Origin of the sequence: Streptomyces sp. NPDC053079, assembly GCF_044546695.1 — a bacterium.
In the GTDB taxonomy this organism is placed as follows: Bacteria; Actinomycetota; Actinomycetes; order Streptomycetales; family Streptomycetaceae; genus Streptomyces.
In genome coordinates, this window is sequence record NZ_JBITZJ010000002.1 from 654,040 (window position 1) to 671,735 (window position 17,696).

14 protein-coding genes are annotated in these 17,696 nt (G+C 73.7%); 11 read left to right on the top strand and 3 right to left on the bottom strand.

The annotated features are described in order from the left end of the window. Positions 1–29 precede the first annotated feature (29 nt). The 5 genes from ACIGXW_RS10270 (at position 30) to nudC (ending at position 9,945) form a co-directional block, all read left to right on the top strand. Positions 30–404: an MGMT family protein gene (locus ACIGXW_RS10270; RefSeq protein WP_071963283.1), complete on the top strand. Its 375-nt coding sequence runs from the start codon at positions 30–32 to the stop codon at positions 402–404. Positions 405–625: 221 nt separating this feature from the next. Continuing rightward, positions 626–3,898 (top strand): ATP-dependent helicase, encoded by a 3,273-nt coding sequence (locus ACIGXW_RS10275; RefSeq protein WP_399571860.1) that lies wholly within the window; start codon positions 626–628, stop codon positions 3,896–3,898. 30 nt (positions 3,899–3,928) lie between these two features. Next, positions 3,929–7,423: an ATP-dependent DNA helicase gene (locus ACIGXW_RS10280; protein ID WP_399571863.1), complete on the top strand. Its 3,495-nt coding sequence runs from the start codon at positions 3,929–3,931 to the stop codon at positions 7,421–7,423. A 47-nt stretch (positions 7,424–7,470) separates the two neighbouring features. Then, positions 7,471–8,910 (top strand): dipeptidase, encoded by a 1,440-nt coding sequence (locus ACIGXW_RS10285; protein WP_399571865.1) that lies wholly within the window; start codon positions 7,471–7,473, stop codon positions 8,908–8,910. A 105-nt stretch (positions 8,911–9,015) separates the two neighbouring features. Then, on the top strand, positions 9,016–9,945 hold the full coding sequence (gene nudC / locus ACIGXW_RS10290; protein ID WP_399571868.1) for an NAD(+) diphosphatase: 930 nt from the start codon (positions 9,016–9,018) through the stop codon (positions 9,943–9,945). Positions 9,946–9,963: 18 nt separating this feature from the next. Here the strand turns inward: nudC and ACIGXW_RS10295 are convergent, their stop codons facing one another. Continuing rightward, a complete protein-coding gene (locus ACIGXW_RS10295) occupies positions 9,964–10,206 on the bottom strand; it encodes a mycoredoxin (RefSeq protein WP_071963288.1) in 243 nt (80 codons plus the stop codon). A gap of 169 nt (positions 10,207–10,375) precedes the next feature. On the opposite strand from ACIGXW_RS10295, the gene ACIGXW_RS10300 reads away from it, so the two are divergent. The 5 genes from ACIGXW_RS10300 (at position 10,376) to ACIGXW_RS10320 (ending at position 14,146) form a co-directional block, all read left to right on the top strand. After that, positions 10,376–12,583, top strand: coding sequence for an ATP-dependent DNA helicase UvrD2 (locus tag ACIGXW_RS10300; protein WP_399571870.1), 2,208 nt, complete (start codon positions 10,376–10,378; stop codon positions 12,581–12,583). A gap of 153 nt (positions 12,584–12,736) precedes the next feature. Then, positions 12,737–13,027, top strand: a complete 291-nt coding sequence (locus ACIGXW_RS10305; RefSeq protein WP_399571873.1) for a hypothetical protein — start codon at positions 12,737–12,739, stop codon at positions 13,025–13,027. A gap of 132 nt (positions 13,028–13,159) precedes the next feature. Next, positions 13,160–13,522, top strand: coding sequence for a WhiB family transcriptional regulator (locus tag ACIGXW_RS10310; RefSeq protein WP_071963289.1), 363 nt, complete (start codon positions 13,160–13,162; stop codon positions 13,520–13,522). Beyond that, positions 13,519–13,845, top strand: a complete 327-nt coding sequence (locus ACIGXW_RS10315) for a hypothetical protein (protein ID WP_071963290.1) — start codon at positions 13,519–13,521, stop codon at positions 13,843–13,845. Before ACIGXW_RS10310 ends, ACIGXW_RS10315 begins: the two co-directional genes overlap by 4 nt. Positions 13,846–13,966: 121 nt before the next feature. After that, positions 13,967–14,146: a hypothetical protein gene (locus ACIGXW_RS10320; RefSeq protein ID WP_399572505.1), complete on the top strand. Its 180-nt coding sequence runs from the start codon at positions 13,967–13,969 to the stop codon at positions 14,144–14,146. Positions 14,147–14,183: 37 nt separating this feature from the next. On the opposite strand, the gene ACIGXW_RS10325 is transcribed toward ACIGXW_RS10320, so the two are convergent. Both ACIGXW_RS10325 and ACIGXW_RS10330 read right to left on the bottom strand, forming a co-directional pair. Next, a complete protein-coding gene (locus tag ACIGXW_RS10325) occupies positions 14,184–15,548 on the bottom strand; it encodes an ABC1 kinase family protein (RefSeq protein ID WP_399571875.1) in 1,365 nt (454 codons plus the stop codon). Positions 15,549–15,598: 50 nt separating this feature from the next. After that, on the bottom strand, positions 15,599–16,738 hold the full coding sequence (locus ACIGXW_RS10330) for a ThiF family adenylyltransferase (protein ID WP_399572507.1): 1,140 nt from the start codon (positions 16,736–16,738) through the stop codon (positions 15,599–15,601). A gap of 293 nt (positions 16,739–17,031) precedes the next feature. On the opposite strand from ACIGXW_RS10330, the gene ACIGXW_RS10335 reads away from it, so the two are divergent. Beyond that, positions 17,032–17,628, top strand: a complete 597-nt coding sequence (locus ACIGXW_RS10335) for a M48 family metallopeptidase (protein ID WP_071963293.1) — start codon at positions 17,032–17,034, stop codon at positions 17,626–17,628. Positions 17,629–17,696 lie beyond the last annotated feature (68 nt).

The following is a 17,696-nucleotide window of genomic DNA, read 5'->3' on the forward strand; positions in this document are numbered from 1 at the left end:
GCTTCCGCTCCCGTGGGGTGCGACGGGGGATGCGGCAGTATGGACCGGTGAACGAGCTTCCCGAGTACGCAGAGCGGGTGCTGGCCGTCGCCGAGCGGATCCCCCCGGGACGGGTGATGACCTACGGGGACGTCGCCGAGTGGCTCGGCGAGGGCGGACCCCGGCAGGTCGGCCGGGTCATGGCGCTCTACGGCGGCGCGGTCCCGTGGTGGCGCGTGGTCCGTGCCGACGGCGTGCTGCTGGCCGGGCACGAGCTGCGGGCGCTGGACCACTACCGCCGGGAGGGCACCCCGCTGCGCCAGGCCGGCCCCGCGGCCGAAGGGCACGTGCCCCGGCTCGCGATGGCCCGGGCGCGCTGGGACGGCACGGAAGCGGACGATCCGGATGTGACTCCGCACACCTGACAGCCTCCGCCGCCCACCGGCCGGCGAGCCGCACCCCGGCCCGTGGCCCCAAGGCATTACCCGAACGGATGAGGTCGCCGAAGACCGTCGGCGACCGCCGTGACGCCCTGCGCCCCACCCGTCTTCTGGCGTAGCGTCGGGGGTTCCCCTTCGCACGGGGCCCTGCCCCATCACGGACGGCCGCACGACACCCCGCACTCCCACCAGGACCGGCAACCCACGTGAGTTCCTCCCCCGCTTCCCGCCCGGCGCACCGGCCCGCCCCGGGTACCTACCGCCTGGTGCGCACCCGGCCGGGGCCCGTGGCCCCTCCTGAGCTGGACGCCCGCCAGCGTGCCGTGGTTGACCACGCGCAGGGGCCGCTGCTGGTGCTCGCCGGGCCCGGAACGGGCAAGACGACGACGCTCGTGGAAGCGGTCGCCGAGCGGGTGCGGCGGGGCACCGACCCGGAGCGCATCCTCGTGCTGACCTTCAGCCGCAAGGCGGCCGTGGAACTGCGCGACCGGATGGCGGCCCGGCTCGGCGGTGCGCACGGGCCGCAGGCGACCACCTTCCACTCCTACTGCTACGCGCTGGTGCGGGCCCATCAGGACGTCGACCTGTTCACCGACCCGATGCGCCTGCTGTCCGGGCCGGAGCAGGACGTCATGGTCCGCGAGCTTCTCGCGGGCGAGGTCGATCTGGAGCGCGAGGGCCGCAGCAGCGTGCGCTGGCCCGACGAGCTGCGCGCCTGCCTGACCACGCGCGGCTTCGCCGACGAGGTGCGGGCCGTGCTCGCGCGCAGCCGCGAGCTGGGGCTGGGCGCGCGCGACCTGGGCGACTTCGCCCGGCGCGGCGGCCGTCCGGACTGGCTCGCCGCCTCGTCCTTCCTGGCCCAGTACCTGGACGTGCTCGACATGCGCGGCGTCCTCGACTACGCCGAGCTCGTGCACCGGGCCGTCCTGCTCGCGGAGCGCGCGGAGGTCGCGGAGCGGCTCGCGCGGCGGTACGACGCCGTCTTCGTCGACGAGTACCAGGACACCGACGCCGCCCAGGTGCGGCTGCTGCGGGCGCTGGCGGGGGGCGGCAGGACGCTCGTCGCCTTCGGTGATCCTGACCAGTCCATCTATGCCTTCCGCGGTGCCGACATCAACGGCATTCTGGACTTTCCCCACGCATTCCCCCGCACGGACGGCTCCGCCGCGCCGGTCGAGGTCCTGACCGTCTCGCGCCGCTCGGGCGCCGGCCTGCTGGCCGCGACCCGGCTGCTCACCCGGCGGATGCCGCTCACCCGCCTGCCGGCCGCGGCCGTACGCGCCCACCGCGAGCTCGGCGCCGTACGGGACGGCGGCCGCGTGGAGGCGTACACCTACCCGACCGCCGGCGGCGAGGTCGACAACATCGCCGACATCCTGCGCCGCGCCCACCTCGAGGACGGCGTCCCCTGGCACGAGATGTCCGTCCTGGTCCGGGCCGGCTCCCGCTCGATACCGGGCCTGCGCCGCGCCCTGACCTCGGCGGGCGTCCCGGTCGAGGTCGACGGCGACGACCTCCCGCTGCGCCACGAACCGGCGGTGGCCCCCCTGCTGACCGCCCTGCGGGCGGTGGCCTCCGCCCCGCCCGGAGACCAGTGGCTCGCGCCCGAGACCGCGCTCACCCTCCTGACCTCCCCCCTGGGCGGCATGGACGCGGCCGACCTGCGCAGGCTGGGCCGCGCCCTGCGCGACGAGGAACGCGCCGCCGGCCAGGCCGTGCCGCGCTCCTCGGACATCCTCGTCGCCGAAGCCCTCGCCGAGCCCGAGCGCCTCGTCGCGCACGACCCGGCGTACGCACGCGGCGCCCAGCGCCTGGGCGCACTCCTGCGCACCGCCCGCGAGCTCCTCGCGAACGGCGGCACCGCCGAAGAGGCCCTGTGGGCCCTGTGGGACGGCACGCCCTGGCCCTCCCGCCTCCAGCGGGCGGCACACCGCGGCGGCGCCGCCGGCCGCAACGCCGACCGCGACCTCGACGCCGTGTGCGCCCTCTTCGAGACCGCCGCCCGCGCCGAGGAGCGCACCGGCGGCCGCGGCGCCCTGAACTTCCTGGACGAGCTCGACGCCCAGGACATCGCCGCCGACACCCTCACCCACCGGGCGGTGCGCCCCGACGCCGTCCGGCTGATGACCGCCCACCGCTCCAAGGGCCTGGAGTGGCGGCTCGTCGTCGTCGCCGGCGTCCAGGAGGGCCTCTGGCCCGACCTGCGCCGCCGCGGCTCGCTCCTGGAGGCCGACCGCATCGGGCGCGACGGCCTCGCCGAGCCCCTGAGCCCCGGCGCGCTCCTCGCCGAGGAGCGCCGCCTGTTCTACGTGGCCGCCACGCGCGCCCGCGAGCGCCTGATCGTCACCGCCGTCAAGGCGGCGGCAGAGGACGGCGACCAGCCCTCCCGCTTCCTGACCGAACTCGGCACCGAGCCCGTCGACATAACCCAGCGCCCCCGCCGCCCCCTGGCCGTCTCCGCGCTCGTCGCCGAACTGCGCGCCACCACCGTCGACCCCGCCGCCTCCGACGCCCTGCGCGCCGCCGCGGCCGAGCGCCTCGCCACCCTCGCCGCCCTGCGCGACGACGAGGGCCAGCCGCTCGTACCCTCCGCGCACCCCTACCGCTGGTGGGGCCTGGACGAGCCGACGCGCAGCACCGTGCCGCTGCGCGACCCCGACCGTCCCCTCGCGCTGTCCGGATCGGCCGTCGGCCAGCTGGCCGGTACGTCCGGCACCTGCTCGCTGCAGTGGTTCCTGGGCCGAGAGGTGAAGGCCGACGCGCCCTCCACCGCCGCCCAGGGCTTCGGCAACGTCGTGCACGTCCTCGCCGACGAGGTCGCCTCCGGCCGCACCCCGGCCGACCTCGCCGTCCTGATGGAGCGCCTGGAATCGGTCTGGGACTCCCTCGCCTTCGACGCCCCCTGGAAGTCGCAGCAGGAGAAGGAGAACGCCCGCGCCGCCCTCGAACGCTTCCTGCGCTGGCACGTCATGGAACGCGGCGGCCGCACCCCCGTGGCGACCGAGCACGGCTTCGACCTCACCCTGAAGGCGGCCGACCACCTCGTGCGCATCCGCGGCTCCATGGACCGCGTGGAGCGCGACGCCGAGGGCCGCGCCTATGTCGTCGACTTCAAGACCGGCAAGGGCACGGTCTCCGCGAACGACGTCGAACACCACCCCCAGCTCGCCGTCTACCAGCTCGCCGTCGAGGAGGGCGCCGTCGACGACCTCTTCCCCGACGGCCGCCCCGCCGCCGGCGGCGCCGAACTCGTCCAGCTGCGCCAGGGCGCCGCGAAGAAGGACGGCGGCGACACCCTCCCCAAGGTCCAGGCCCAGGGACCGCTGGGGGAGGGCGAGTGGATCGGCGACCTCCTCGCCGAGGCCGCCGGCCGGGTGCTCGACGAGCGCTTCGCCCCCCGCCCCGGCCAGCACTGCACGCACTGCTCGTTCCGGGCCTCCTGCACCGCCCGGCCCGAGGGCCGGCAGATCGTGGAGTGAGTGTCAGTGACCCCCGTTAGCGTTTTTGGCGTGACCCCGCGCCTGACCGACCCCGAGCAGCTCAAGGAGCTCCTCGGCATCCCGTTCACCCCGGAGCAGCTGGCCTGCATCACCGCGCCGCTCGCCCCGCAGGTCATCGTGGCCGGAGCCGGCTCGGGCAAGACGACCGTCATGGCCGCCAGGGTCGTCTGGCTCGTGGGCACCGGCCAGGTCGCCCCCGAGCAGGTGCTCGGCCTCACCTTCACCAACAAGGCGGCCGGCGAGCTGTCCGAGCGTGTGCGCAAGGCCCTCACCGAAGCCGGCATCGGCCCCCAGGAGTCGTACGACGAGACCCCCAACGAGAACAGCACGGGCGGCGACCCGCAGATCTCCACCTACCACGCCTTCGCCGGCCGCCTCCTGAAGGAGCACGGCCTGCGCATCGGCCTGGAACCCACCACCAGGCTCCTCGCCGACGCCACCCGCTTCCAGCTCGCCGCCCGCGTCCTGCGCTCCTCCCCGGGCCCGCACCCCGCGCTCACCCGCTCCTTCGCCGACCTCGTCCCCGACCTGCTCGCCCTGGACGGCGAGCTCGCCGAGCACCTCGTACCCCCCGCCCGCCTGCGCGCGTACGACCAGGAGCTGCTGGCCACCCTGGACGGCGCCCGGCTCACCAACGCGGACCTGCGCAAGCTGCCCGACACCGCCCGCGCCCGCCTGGAGCTGCTGGATCTGGTCGAGTCCTACCGCCGCGAGAAGCGCTCCCGCGACCTCCTCGACTTCGGCGACCAGATCGCCCTCTCCGCCGAACTCGCCGGCAGCCGGCCCGAGGTGGGCCGCATCCTCCGCGAGCAGTTCGCGGTCGTCCTCCTCGACGAGTACCAGGACACCTCGGTCGCCCAGCGCCTCCTGCTGGCCGGCCTGTTCGGCGGCGGCACGGGCCACGCGGTGACCGCCGTCGGCGACCCCTGCCAGGCCATCTACGGCTGGCGCGGCGCCTCGGTGGCCAACCTGGACGACTTCCCGGACCACTTCCCCCACACCGACGGCCGTCCCGCCGACCGCTACTCCCTCAGCGAGAACCGCCGCAGCGGCGGCCGCCTCCTCCACCTGGCCAACGAGCTCGCCACCGACCTCCGCGAGCGCCACGAAGGCGTCGAGGCACTGCGCCCCGCCCCCGGTGCCGAGCGCGACGGCGTGGTGCGCTGCGCCCTGCTGCCCACCCACGCCGAAGAGCTCGACTGGCTCGCCGGCTCCCTGGCCCACCTCGTCCGCACCGGCACCCGCCCCGGCGACATCGCGGTCCTGTGCCGCACCGCCACCGACTTCGCCCAGATCCAAGGCGCCCTCGTCGAGCGGGACATCCCCGTGGAAGTAGTGGGCCTTTCGGGCCTCCTCCACCTGCCCGAGATCGCCGACCTCACCGCCGTCTGCGAGGTGCTCCAGGACCCCACGGCCAACGCCGCCCTGGTCCGCCTCCTGATCGGCCCGCGCTGGCGCATCGGCCACCGCGACCTGGCCCTGCTGGGCCGCCGCGCCCGCACCCTCGTGCCCCACGGCAGCACGGGCTCGGACCCCGAACGACGCCTGGCCGAAGCGGTCGAGGGCGTCGACCCGGCCGAGGTGATCTCCCTCGCGGACGCCCTCGACACCTTCCTCACTCCGGACGCCTCCGACGACGGCCTGCCGTTCTCCCCGGAGGCCCGCATCCGCTTCGCCCGCCTGGCGGCCGAACTGCGCGACCTGCGCCGCAGCCTGGGCGACCCGCTGATGGACGTCCTCCACCGCGTGCTGGCCACCACGGGCCTGGAGGTGGAGCTCTCCGCCTCCCCCCACGCCCTGGCGGCCCGCCGCCGGGAGACCCTCACCCAGTTCCTCGACATCGCCGCGGGCTTCGCGGCCGTGGACGGCGAGGCGACGCTGCAGGCCTTCCTGGGCTTCCTGCGCACGGCGGCCCAGTACGAGAAGGGCTTGGACAGCTCGCTCCCCGGCGGGGAGGACACCGTCAAGATCCTCACCGCGCACAAGTCCAAGGGCCTGGAGTGGGACGTGGTGGCGGTGCCGGGCCTGGTGGCGAAGTCCTTCCCGAGCGAGCAGTCCCGCGACTTCTGGACCTCCCAGCCCAAGGTCCTCCCGCACGCCCTGCGGGGCGACGCCGACACCCTGCCCGACGTCCGCTCCTGGGACAGCAAGGGCCTGACGGCCTTCAAGGCCGCGATGAAGTCCCACCAGCACACCGAGGAACTCCGCCTCGGCTACGTCACCTTCACCCGCCCCCGCTCCCTCCTCCTGGGCTCCGCCCACTGGTGGGGCCCGAACCAGGTGAAGCCCCGCGGTCCGTCGGCCTTCCTGGAGGCCCTGCGCGAGCACTGCGAGGCGGGCCACGGCGAGATCGAGGCCTGGGCGGACCGCCCCGAGGAGGACGCCAGGAACCCGGCCCTCCAGGAGGAGGCCATGGACCACTCCTGGCCCCTGCCGCTGGACCCCACGTCCCTGCGCCGCCGCCGAGAGGCGGCGGAGGCGGTGCTGACCCACTTGGAGCGCCTGGAATCGGCTCCGGCCCCCGAGACGGCCCACGACCCGGACTGGCCCCCACCGGAGGAGGAGGACGACCTACCTGAGTGGGAATCGCTTCCCGCGACCCGCGCGCAGGTGGGGGAGGAACCGGTCCCGCAGCAGAGAACGGCCGGGAGGGGCCGGGGCGGGACGGGCCCTGGCAGGGGCGTAAAGCGTGATTTGCGGCCGCGGTCGGGGTTCGCTGCCCAGGAGACGGAAGCGGCCGTAAATCATGCAGCCCCAGAAGGGCCCGTCCCGCCCCGGCCCCGCACCACGGACCTGCTCCCCGAGGAGACCCGCACCCTGGCCTCCTGGGACCGCGACCTGACCGCCCTGGCCACCGAGCTCAAGCGCGCCCGGGCCACGGTGCGCGACGTCGTCGTACCCGCATCCCTCACGGCCACGCAGCTCGTAGCCCTGGCCGACGACCCGGACGCCTTCGCCCGCGACCTGGCCCGCCCCATGCCGCGCAGACCCCGCCCCGCCGCCCGCAGGGGCACCCGGTTCCACGCCTGGGTCGAGTCCCGCTTCGAGGAGGTCCCGCTCCCCTTCCCGGGCCCCGACGAGCTCTGGGGCGCGGGAGCCCCGGAGGACGCCCCGGAGATCGCCGACGAGCACGACCTGGCCGAGCTCAAGGAGGCCTTCGAGCGCACCCCGTACGCCCACCGCACTCCGTACCGCGTGGAGGCACCGTTCCAGCTCACCCTCGCGGGCCGTCTGATCCGAGGCCGTATAGACGCGGTCTACCGGGCCAAAGCCGCAGGCGAGGGCGAGCGCTACGAGATCGTCGACTGGAAAACGGCAAGGACCCAGGACGCCGACCCCCTCCAGCTGGCGATCTACCGCCTGGCCTGGGCGGAACAGCGCGGCGTCCCCCTGTCGTCCGTAGGGGCCGCCTTCGTGTACGTACGCGACGGCGAGACGGTCCGCCCGGACGCCCTGCCGGACCGCGCGGGGCTGGAGAAGATCCTCCTGGGGGAGGAAGGATGACGAAACCCGGTCATGGTCACACCGCGTTGGCGGATAGGCTCGATGTCATGAGCAACACCCCGGACACCGCCGTCCGCGCGTACATCGACGCCCACCGCGCCGCGTTCCTCGACGACCTCGCCGAGTGGCTGCGCATTCCGTCGGTGTCGGCCGACCCGGCCCGCGCGGCCGACGTACGGCGCAGCGCGCAGTGGCTGGCGGCGAAGCTCAGGGAGACGGGCTTCCCGACGGTGGAGGTCTGGGAGACGGGGGAGACGGGCACCGACGGTGCCCCCGGCGCCCCCGCCGTCTTCGCGGAGTGGCCCTCCGGCGAGGAGGACGCCCCCACGGTCCTGGTCTACGGCCACCACGACGTCCAGCCCGCGGCCCGCGAGGACGGCTGGCACACGGACCCCTTCGAGCCGACGGCCGTCGACGGCAGGCTGTACGCGCGCGGCGCCGCCGACGACAAGGGCCAGGTGTTCTTCCACACCCTGGGCGTCCGCGCCCACCTGGCCGCCACGGGCCGTACGGCGCCCGCCGTCAACCTCAAGCTGCTGATCGAGGGCGAGGAGGAGTCCGGCTCGCCGAACTTCCCGGCCCTCGTCCACGCCCGCGCCGACCGGCTCGCCTGCGACGCCGTGATCGTCTCGGACACGGGCATGTGGTCGGAGGACACCCCGACCGTGTGCACCGGCATGCGCGGCCTCACCGACTGCCAGATCGACCTGTACGGCCCGGACCAGGACATCCACTCCGGTTCGTTCGGCGGCGCGGTGCCGAACCCGGCCACCGAGGCCGCCCGCCTGGCCGCCGCGCTGCACGACGGGGACCGCCGGGTGGCGATCCCAGGCTTCTACGACGGCATAGTCGAGCTGAGCGAGGCCGAGCGCGAGCTGTTCGCGGAGCTGCCGTTCGACGAGAAGCGGTGGCTGGGCGCCGCGCATTCGCACGGCGCCCTCGGCGAGGCCGGCTACAGCACGCTGGAGCGCGTCTGGGCCCGCCCCACCGCCGAGGTGAACGGCATCGGCGGTGGCTACCAGGGCCCCGGCGGCAAGACGATCGTGCCGTCGACGGCCCAGCTGAAGCTGTCGTTCCGACTGGTCGCGGGCCAGGACGCGGACCGCGTCCAGCAGTCCGTGCGCGCGTGGGTGGCGGCCGCACTGCCGGAGGGGATCCGGCACGAGGTCACCTTCTGGGGCGCGACCCGCCCCTGCCTGACCCCGCTGGACCACCCGGCCCTGCAGTCCGTCGTACGGGCCATGGGCCGCGCCTTCGGGCAGAAGATCCGTTTCACGCGCGAGGGCGGCTCGGGCCCCGCGGCCGACCTGCAGGACGCGCTCGGCGCACCCGTGCTGTTCCTGGGCATCTCGGTGCCCTCGGACGGCTGGCACGCGCCCAACGAGAAGGTCGAGCTGGACCTCCTCATGAAGGGCGTCGAGACCGCCGCCTACCTGTGGGGCGACCTCGCCGCGAGCGGGCGCACCGACCGGCGGCCGAGCCCATGACGCACGGGCCGCGCCGCACCGCACAGGCCGCCGCCCCGTAACGCACAGGCCGCGCCCGTGACGCACACGCACCACCACCATCCGTAGGGGGAGTTGGAAGCAGCCGTGACCACCTGGACCGAATTCGCAGCCACCCGGCCCATCACGCTCAGCGGTGCCAGCGGCATCGACCGCGCCGCGCACCACCGCCTGGACGAGGCGTGGATCTCCGCGGCGTGGAGCCACCCCTCGACGCGGGTCTTCGTGGTCTCCGGCGGTCAGGCGCTGATCGACGACACCCCCGACGGCCGTACGGAGCTGGTGATGACGCCGGCCTTCGAGGCGCCCGTCACCGAGACACACCGCTACTTCCTCGGCCAGGACGAGGACGGAGTGGCCTACTTCGCGCTGCAGAAGGACGCGCTGCCGGGCCGCATGGACCAGTCCGCGCGCCCGGCCGGGCTGCGCGAGGCGGGCCTGCTGCTGTCCCCGCGCGACGCCGGCCTGCTCGTCCACGCGGTCGCCCTGGAGAACTGGCAGCGGCTGCACCGCTTCTGCTCGCGCTGCGGCGAGCGCACGGTCATCGCGGCCGCCGGCCACATCCGCCGCTGCCCGGCCTGTGGCGCCGAGCACTACCCGCGCACCGACCCGGCCGTGATCATGCTGGTCACGGACGAGAAGGACCGCGCGCTGCTGGGTCGCCAGATGCACTGGCCGGAGGGCCGCTTCTCGACGCTCGCGGGCTTCGTCGAGCCGGGCGAGTCCATCGAGCAGGCGGTGCGCCGGGAGGTCGCCGAGGAGGCGGGCGTGACGGTCGGCGAGGTGGAGTACGTCGCGAGCCAGCCCTGGCCCTTCCCGTCCAGCCTCATGCTCGGCTTCATGGCGAGGGCCACGTCCTCCGACATCCAGGTGGACGGCGAGGAGATCCACGAGGCGCGCTGGTTCTCCAGGGAAGAGCTGCGGGCCGCGTTCGCGTCCGGGGAGGTCCTGCCTCCGACCGGCATCTCGATCGCGGCCCGACTGATCGAGCTCTGGTACGGCGAGCCGCTGCCCTAACGGGCCCGGCGACCCCGCTCAGACGCCGATCTTGGCCTTCACCTGGGCCAGCGAGGGGTTGGTGAGCGTGGAGCCGTCCGGGAAGAGAACGGTGGGAACCGTCTGGTTTCCGCCGTTCGCCTTCTCGACGAACGCCGCGGAGTCGGCGTCGAGCTCGATGTTGATCTCGTTGTACGTGATGCCCTCGCGCTCCATCTGGCTCTTCAGCCGGCGGCAGTAGCCGCACCAGGTGGTGCTGTACATCGTCACGCTGCTCGACATGCGACCCGCGCTCCTTTTCCTCGAATTGGTCGGTGCTGTTTCCGGAGGTCTAACGCGCACCTGTACGCGGCCATTCCCTCCAGTAGTACCAGTCGGATTAGTACGACCGCGCCGGCCCACCTGTGGACAACATTCCCGGTCGCCTCCGCCGACCTGGCAGCATGGCGGGGTGACAGCAGCAACGCACTCCACTCTCTTCCCTCAGGCGCCGGCCTCCGCCGACGCGGTGCTCGACGGGCTCGACCCCGAGCAGCGCGAGGTGGCCACGGCCCTGAGCGGACCGGTGTGCGTGCTGGCCGGAGCCGGTACGGGCAAGACGCGCGCGATCACCCACCGCATCGCGTACGGCGTCCGCTCCGGAGTGCTCCAGCCCTCGAGTGTGCTCGCCGTCACGTTCACCAACCGCGCCGCCGGCGAGATGCGCGGCCGGCTGCGCCAGCTCGGCGCGGGCGGCGTCCAGGCCCGTACGTTCCACTCGGCCGCGCTGCGCCAGCTCCAGTACTTCTGGCCCAAGGCCGTGGGCGGGGAGCTGCCCCGGCTGGTGGAGCGCAAGGTGCAGATCGTCGCGGAGGGGGCCGCCCGTTGCGGGGTGCGGCTGGACCGCAACGAGCTGCGCGACGTGACCGCCGAGATCGAGTGGGCGAAGGTCACCCAGACCGTGCCCGAGGACTATCCGGCCGCCGTCGCCAAGTCCGGCCGCGAGGTCCCCCGCGACCCCGCCGAGATCGCCCGGATCTACGGCATGTACGAGCAGCTCAAGCGCGACCGCGGCGTGATCGACTTCGAGGACGTCCTGCTGCTGACGGTGGGCGTGCTGCAGGACCGGCACGACATCGCCGAGACCGTGCGCCGCCAGTACCAGCACTTCGTGGTCGACGAGTACCAGGACGTCAGCCCGCTGCAGCAGCGGCTGCTGGAGCTGTGGCTGGGGGACCGGGACAATCTGTGCGTGGTCGGCGACGCCAGCCAGACGATCTACTCCTTCACCGGCGCCACCCCCGACCACCTGCTCAATTTCCGCACCCGCCATCCGCGCGCCACGGTCGTCAAGCTCGTGCGCGACTACCGCTCCACGCCCCAGGTCGTGCACCTGGCCAACGGCCTGCTCTCCCAGGCCCGCGGCCGCGCCGCCGAGCACCGGCTGGAGCTGATCTCCCAGCGCGACGCGGGCCCCGAGCCGGTCTACGGCGAGTACGCCGACGAGCCCGCCGAGGCCGAGGGCACGGCCCGCCGGGTGCGGGACCTCATCGACGCCGGGGTGCCCGCGAGCGAGATCGCGATCCTCTACCGCATCAACGCCCAGTCCGAGGTCTACGAACAGGCCCTGGCCGACGCCGGCGTGCCCTATCAGCTGCGGGGCGCCGAGCGGTTCTTCGAGCGCCCCGAGGTGCGCGAGGCCGGGCTGCTGCTGCGCGGCGCCGCCCGGGCCGGAGGCCACTCCGACCCTCAGATGGCCGCCGCCGAGGACGTGCCCTCGCAGGTCCGCGCGGTGCTGAGCACCCGGGGCTGGACGAGCGAGCCCCCCGCCGGCTCGGGCGCGGTGCGCGACCGCTGGGAGTCCTTGGCGGCGCTGGTGCGGCTCGCCGAGGACTTCGTGCGGGCCCGGCCGGGCGCCACCCTCGCCGATCTCGTGGCCGAACTCGACGAGCGGGCCAGTGCCCAGCACGCGCCGACGGTGGAGGGTGTGACGCTCGCCTCACTGCACGCGGCCAAGGGCCTGGAGTGGGACGCCGTCTTTCTCGTCGGGCTCACCGAGGGCATGCTGCCCATCACCTACGCCAAGACCGACGAGCAGGTGGAGGAGGAGCGCCGGCTGCTCTATGTGGGCGTCACCCGGGCCCGCTCGCACCTCTCCCTGTCCTGGGCGCTCTCCCGCACCCCCGGCGGCCGTCCCTCCCGGCGGCCCACCCGCTTCCTGAACGGCCTGCGACCGGGCTCCGCGGCCCCTCGCCCCGGCTCTCCGGGCGCGGCCGTCGGGCAGGGCGGCATCGAGCGGGGGGCCGCCCGCAAGCGGCGCGGGCCCGCGCGCTGCCGGGTCTGCGGGCGGACGCTGACCGACGCGGGCGAGATCAAACTGATGCGCTGCGAGGACTGCCCCAGCGACCTCGACGAGGCCCTGTACGAACGGCTGCGGGACTGGCGGGCCGAGCAGGCCCGGCAGCTGGGCCAGCCCGCCTACTGCGTCTTCACCGACAAGACACTCCTCGCGATTGCCGAGGCCGTTCCGGGAACCGAATCGGAGCTGTCGGGCATCTCTGGTGTCGGGGCACGGAAGCTCGGCAGGTTCGGAGCCGACGTCCTGGCCCTGTGCGCAGGCGAGGAGCCGGCCTCGGAAGAGGTGTCCCAGGACACCTCCGAAGAATCTCCGGAAAAATAGTTTGCGCACGCGGACGGCCTACCCATAGCCTTCCGAGCAGGGAAACGACGGCTCTGCGGTACTACCGGGATTCGTTGGATCCGTGCTGTACTGAACCGAAGACCTGGACCGGTTTCGACCGGTCCCCGAAGACGCCGAAGGGAGGCGGAGACAATGATCAGCTTCATCGCCAGCAACAAAATGACCGATCGCCAGGTCGGCTCCGCCAGCATGCTCGGCTTTACCTTCGGCCCGTTCCAGGGCACCGGTCTGTCCGGTGACACCTCGGTTCGTCTCGAACAGCGACCGGCCAACGCGTCCGAGGTAAAGGCAGCAGCAGCGGCACAGGCACAGGCCTATGCCCCGGCAGCGACGGCCAATGGCGCCGGATCCCCGAACGCACTGCACCACCTTCCCAAGACGTGGGCCTTCCGTGGGCTCGAACCCTGGAGAGATCCAGCCTGATCGGCGCGATCAGGTCGGCACCTTCCAGGGCCGCGGAACCCACACCGGGATCCGCGGCCCTTTTGTTTGCCCCCAAGCCTGGGGAAACCAGCCCGGCCACCAGCCGGAACAACAGACGAGGAATGACACACCGTGCAACTCAAGGCGCACACCCCGTCAGTAGCGACCGACCTGATCCCCCCGCCTGTCCCCACGGAGGACACCTTGACCCCCCTCACCGCCCTGACCGACCTCGACGACGCGATCGAGAACCTCGGCGTCCCGGTCCCCTGCCGCAGCTATGACCCGGAGGTCTTCTTCGCCGAGTCCCCTGCGGACGTGGAGTACGCCAAGTCGCTCTGCCGTACCTGCCCGCTGGTGGCGGCCTGCCTCGCCGGCGCCAAGGACCGCCGTGAGCCGTGGGGCGTCTGGGGCGGCGAACTGTTCGTCCAGGGCGTGGTCGTCGCCCGCAAGCGGCCCCGTGGCCGTCCGCGCAAGAACCCGGTCAACGCATGATCACCACCGGCACCATCGACCGCCCCACGACGCACGACCCCACGAAGCAGGACCCGACGATGCAGCGCCCGTCCCCCGAGCCGTTCGGCTCCAGCACCCCCACCCTTGATGCCTTCAGCGCGATCGCCTCGCGCCAGAACAGGAACCTCGAAATGCAACTCATCCCAGAAGCCCTGGCTCGTGCGCATATGCACGACCGCTTGCGGGAGGCGGAATCCCAACGCAAGGCCGTACGGCTGGCCGCCGCCCGGCGCATGCAGCGCCGCGCCGAGCGCGCCTCGCTGCGCGCGCGTCGCGCTCTGGCCATGGCCGTCATGCAGTGAGTCCTCGCGGGGCCGGTCCGTTCGGACCGGCCCCGCGCCGCGTTGGGTGCGCCACCCGCTCCCGGCCCGCCTGCGGGGATATCGTCTGGGAGTGGACCGGAAGTCGCATGAACCAGTGCAGTTGGACCCTGAGGCCACCGAGAACATCACCTGCGCTCGCTGTGGCAAGGCAGCCCCCGACGGCGCACCGCCGACCTGGACCTGCTCCGTCGAGAACGGCAGCCGTCGCTACTTCTGCGACGACTGCGCCCGCGCCAACATCAGATCGATCGAAGGCCGGCTCGACTCGTCCTGGTGGTGAGCCCACCCGCACCTGACGGCGGGGACGGGCCCCGCCGTCAGGCGGGTGTGTCCTGAGTCCGGGGCTCCGCCGCGAAGCCGGGCACCCATGCCTCCATCTCCTCACGCAGCCGCACCGTGGCACCCAGCTGGCACAGCACCCCTATGGTGCTCATCGTCACCCGGTGGATCAGCAGATACGCCGGGGGCAGATTGAGCTGCCGGGCCAGCTGGTACGCGGGGGAGCGGGGATCGGCGATCCGCGTCGCCTGGGCGCGCAACCAGTCGCGGGTGAACGTGAACTCCGTCACCTGCGCCGGCTCGATGATCGGCAGCAGATAGTCGAGCACCGCCCCCGGGTCCAGCTCGATCTCCGGCTTGACGAAGCCCTCCCCGCGCAGCAGCTCATGGACTTCGTCCGCCTGCCCGTCCAGCGTCATGCGCAGCGCCGTCCCGATCTCGACGGGCAGCCCCTGCGGCAGCCGGTCGACCGTGCCGAAGTCCAGCACCCCCAGCCGCCACTTCTCCGGCGGCCCGTCCGGGGCGTCCCCGGTCAGGAGCCGGAAGTTGCCCGGGTGCGGGTCGGCGTGGAGCAGGCCCGTGCGGGCCGCTCCCGAGAAGAGGAAGCGGGCCAGCAGCTGACCGGCCCGGTCCCGCTGCTCCTGGGTGCCGTGCGCTATCACCTCGGACAGCGGCACCCCCTCCAGCCACTCCGTCACCAGCACCTGGTCGCTTTGGTGGACCACGTCCGGCACCGTCACATCGGCATCACCGGCGAACTCCCGTGCGTGCGCGCTCTGGGCCCGGGCCTCCAGCTTGTAGTCCAGCTCCTCGGACACCCGGTCGCGCAGCTCGGTGATGAGCGGCTTGATGTCCATGCCGGGCACCAGCGGCCCCAGCAGCTTGGCGAACCGGCCCAGTTGGGTCAGATCGGACAGCAGCGCCTCACCCGCCCCCGGATACTGCACCTTGACCGCGACGTCGCGTCCGTCGTGCCAGACCGCCCGGTGCACCTGGCCGATCGAGGCCGCCGCCGACGGCTGGTCGTCGAACTCCAGGAACAGATCCCGCCAGTCCTCCCCGAGCCGCTCCGCCAGCGCCGCGTGCACCGACTTCGTCGGCATCGGCGGCGCGGCCTCCTGGAGCTTGGTCAGCGCCGTCCGGTAGGGGCCGGCGATCTGCTCGGGGAGCGCCGATTCGAAGACGGACAGCGCCTGACCGAGCTTCATGGCACCCCCCTTGAGCTGCCCGAGCGTGGTGAAGAGCTGTTCCGCGGTGCGCTGCTGCAGCTCCGCGGCGATCTTCTCCGCCGGCCGTCCGCCGATGCGTTTTCCCAGCCCGAGCGCCGTTCGCCCGGCGAACCCCAACGGCAGCGCGGCCAACTTGGCGGTACGGGTGACCGCCTTGCGGGGTAGATCAGACATGCGCCCCTCCAACTAGCTGAACAGCCACGCCGCGGACGGCGGTTACCGGGTCATTGTCCCGTGTGGTGCCCCTGTGGCCGCGGCGGATCCGGATGCCCGGAACCCGCCGCGCCGCACGGACACCGCGGATGCGGCTCGACGGGCCGGGGAGACCAGGCCGGACCCGGCAGTGCCAGCTCCAGCCGGACCCCCGCTCCCGACGAGGAGCCACCGTCGAGGAAGGCGAGCGCCCGCGCCACGGTCAGCCCCGCCACGACCGTGGCCAGTGCCATGTCGCACGACGGTACCCCCGAGGAGCGGCCGGACTTCCACTGGGCGAGCATCCGGGGCCACGCGGTGTCCCGGTCGGCCCGCCCCAGCTCAACGCAGCCCGCGCACGCCGACACCCGTGGCAGCACCAGCGGCCCCACCACCCCGGTGGCCTCCAGCACCCCCGCGTACATATGAGGTGTACCGGAGGAGACCAGCTCATGTGCCGTCAGGGGATCCGGTGCGTAGGCGCCGAGGCCGTCGCGGGGTGCGAGGACCACCAGGGCCAGGGGCGGCTCGGCCTCCGCCCCCGCGCGGTCCGTCCCCGCCCCGCCGCCCCGGGCCCGCGGCCGGGGCACGGGCGCGACCTGCCGGACCACCTGCCGCGCGGCGGCGTCCCGCCGCTCCCCGGTCCGCTCGGGCCCCACCCCCGCGGGCGAGACGTCCCACGGCTCGACGCGACCGCCGTCCAGCACGTCGACCCGGCCCACCCCCGAAGCCGACAGCAGCGCCGCCACGGCCGCCCCCACCCGTCCGGCACCGCGCACCTGCACCCGCATTGCCTGCCGCGCCGCCATCAGCCGCATCGCCGCCCCCGGCCCGGAGTGCAGCACCGACAGCGACGCCAGGTCCGGCCGCAGCCGCTCCAGGGCGCCGCCCCGGCTCCGCAACGCGGCGGCCCCCTCGCCGCCGCCCCGCGCGTCGTCGAGCAGCCCGGCCTCGCCCAGCCGCTCCACCAGTGCGTCCGCGCGGCCCTCCGGCAGCCCCATGCCGCGCGCCTCCTCACGCAGCAGCGGCATGCCACGCGTCCCGTCGAGGAGGCCGAGGAAGGCGCCGGTCGCCGTGTCCACCGGCCCCACGACCACCGCGTGCGCGGGCGCGATCCCGAACTGCACCATGTCCCGGTTCCGCCAGGAGCGCCGCAGCGCGGGCTTGACCATCGGATGCGCGAAGCCAGCGGCGGCCACGGGCACGGCAGCGGCCGCGGAATCCGCGAAGCCCGCGGCGGGCGCGGCGGGCGCGGCGGGCATGGTCGGCGTGGAGCTCAAGGACGTCGTCTGCATGGTTCCCCCCTCGGTCGGACCTCAGCTTGCCCGCCCCGGCCGGTCACCGTGCGAAGTTATCCACAGGCGCGGAGTGATTGTCGTACAAGCCCTGCGAACTGCGGGTGTTTCCCCCGACAACCGACGGAGGGGCGGGACTTCCCGCACCGCCAGCGGGTAACGTCGGGCTCGTGCCCGTCGACCCCCTGCACAGCGCCGCAAGACCACCGCGCAGCGCTCCGAGCCCGCTCCAGTCGGCCCCGGAGGCCCGTGCGGTCGAGGTCCGACGGAGCGCGCGCCGACGCAGGACGGTCTCCGCCTACCGCGAGGGCGACCGCACGATCGTCCTCATCCCCGCCCGCATGTCGGACGCCGAGGAACAGCGCTGGGTCACCGTGATGCTCGACAAGCTCGCGGCGCAGGAGAGCAAGCGGATGCTGGGCGACGCCGAGCTCGCCGAGCGGGCCCGCCGCCTCTCCGAGCAGTATCTGGACGGCCGGGCCCGCCCCGACTCGGTCCGCTGGGTGACCAACCAGAACACCCGCTGGGGCTCGTGCACCCCCGCCGAGGGCAGCATCCGCCTCTCGCACCGCCTCCAGGGCATGCCCGAGTACGTCGTCGACTACGTCCTCCTGCACGAGCTGGCGCATCTGCTCGTACCGGGCCACGGCCCCGAGTTCTGGCGGCTCCTGGAGTCCTACCCGCGCACCGAGCGCGCCCGCGGATACCTCGAGGGCGTGGTCTCCGCGGACCGGCTGCCCCACCTTCCCGGCGCCCGCAGCGAGTGACGGGCCCGCCCCGGAATCACGTCCTGTCGGTATCAGCCGTTAGCCTGGCGCAACGCATTCACCACAGG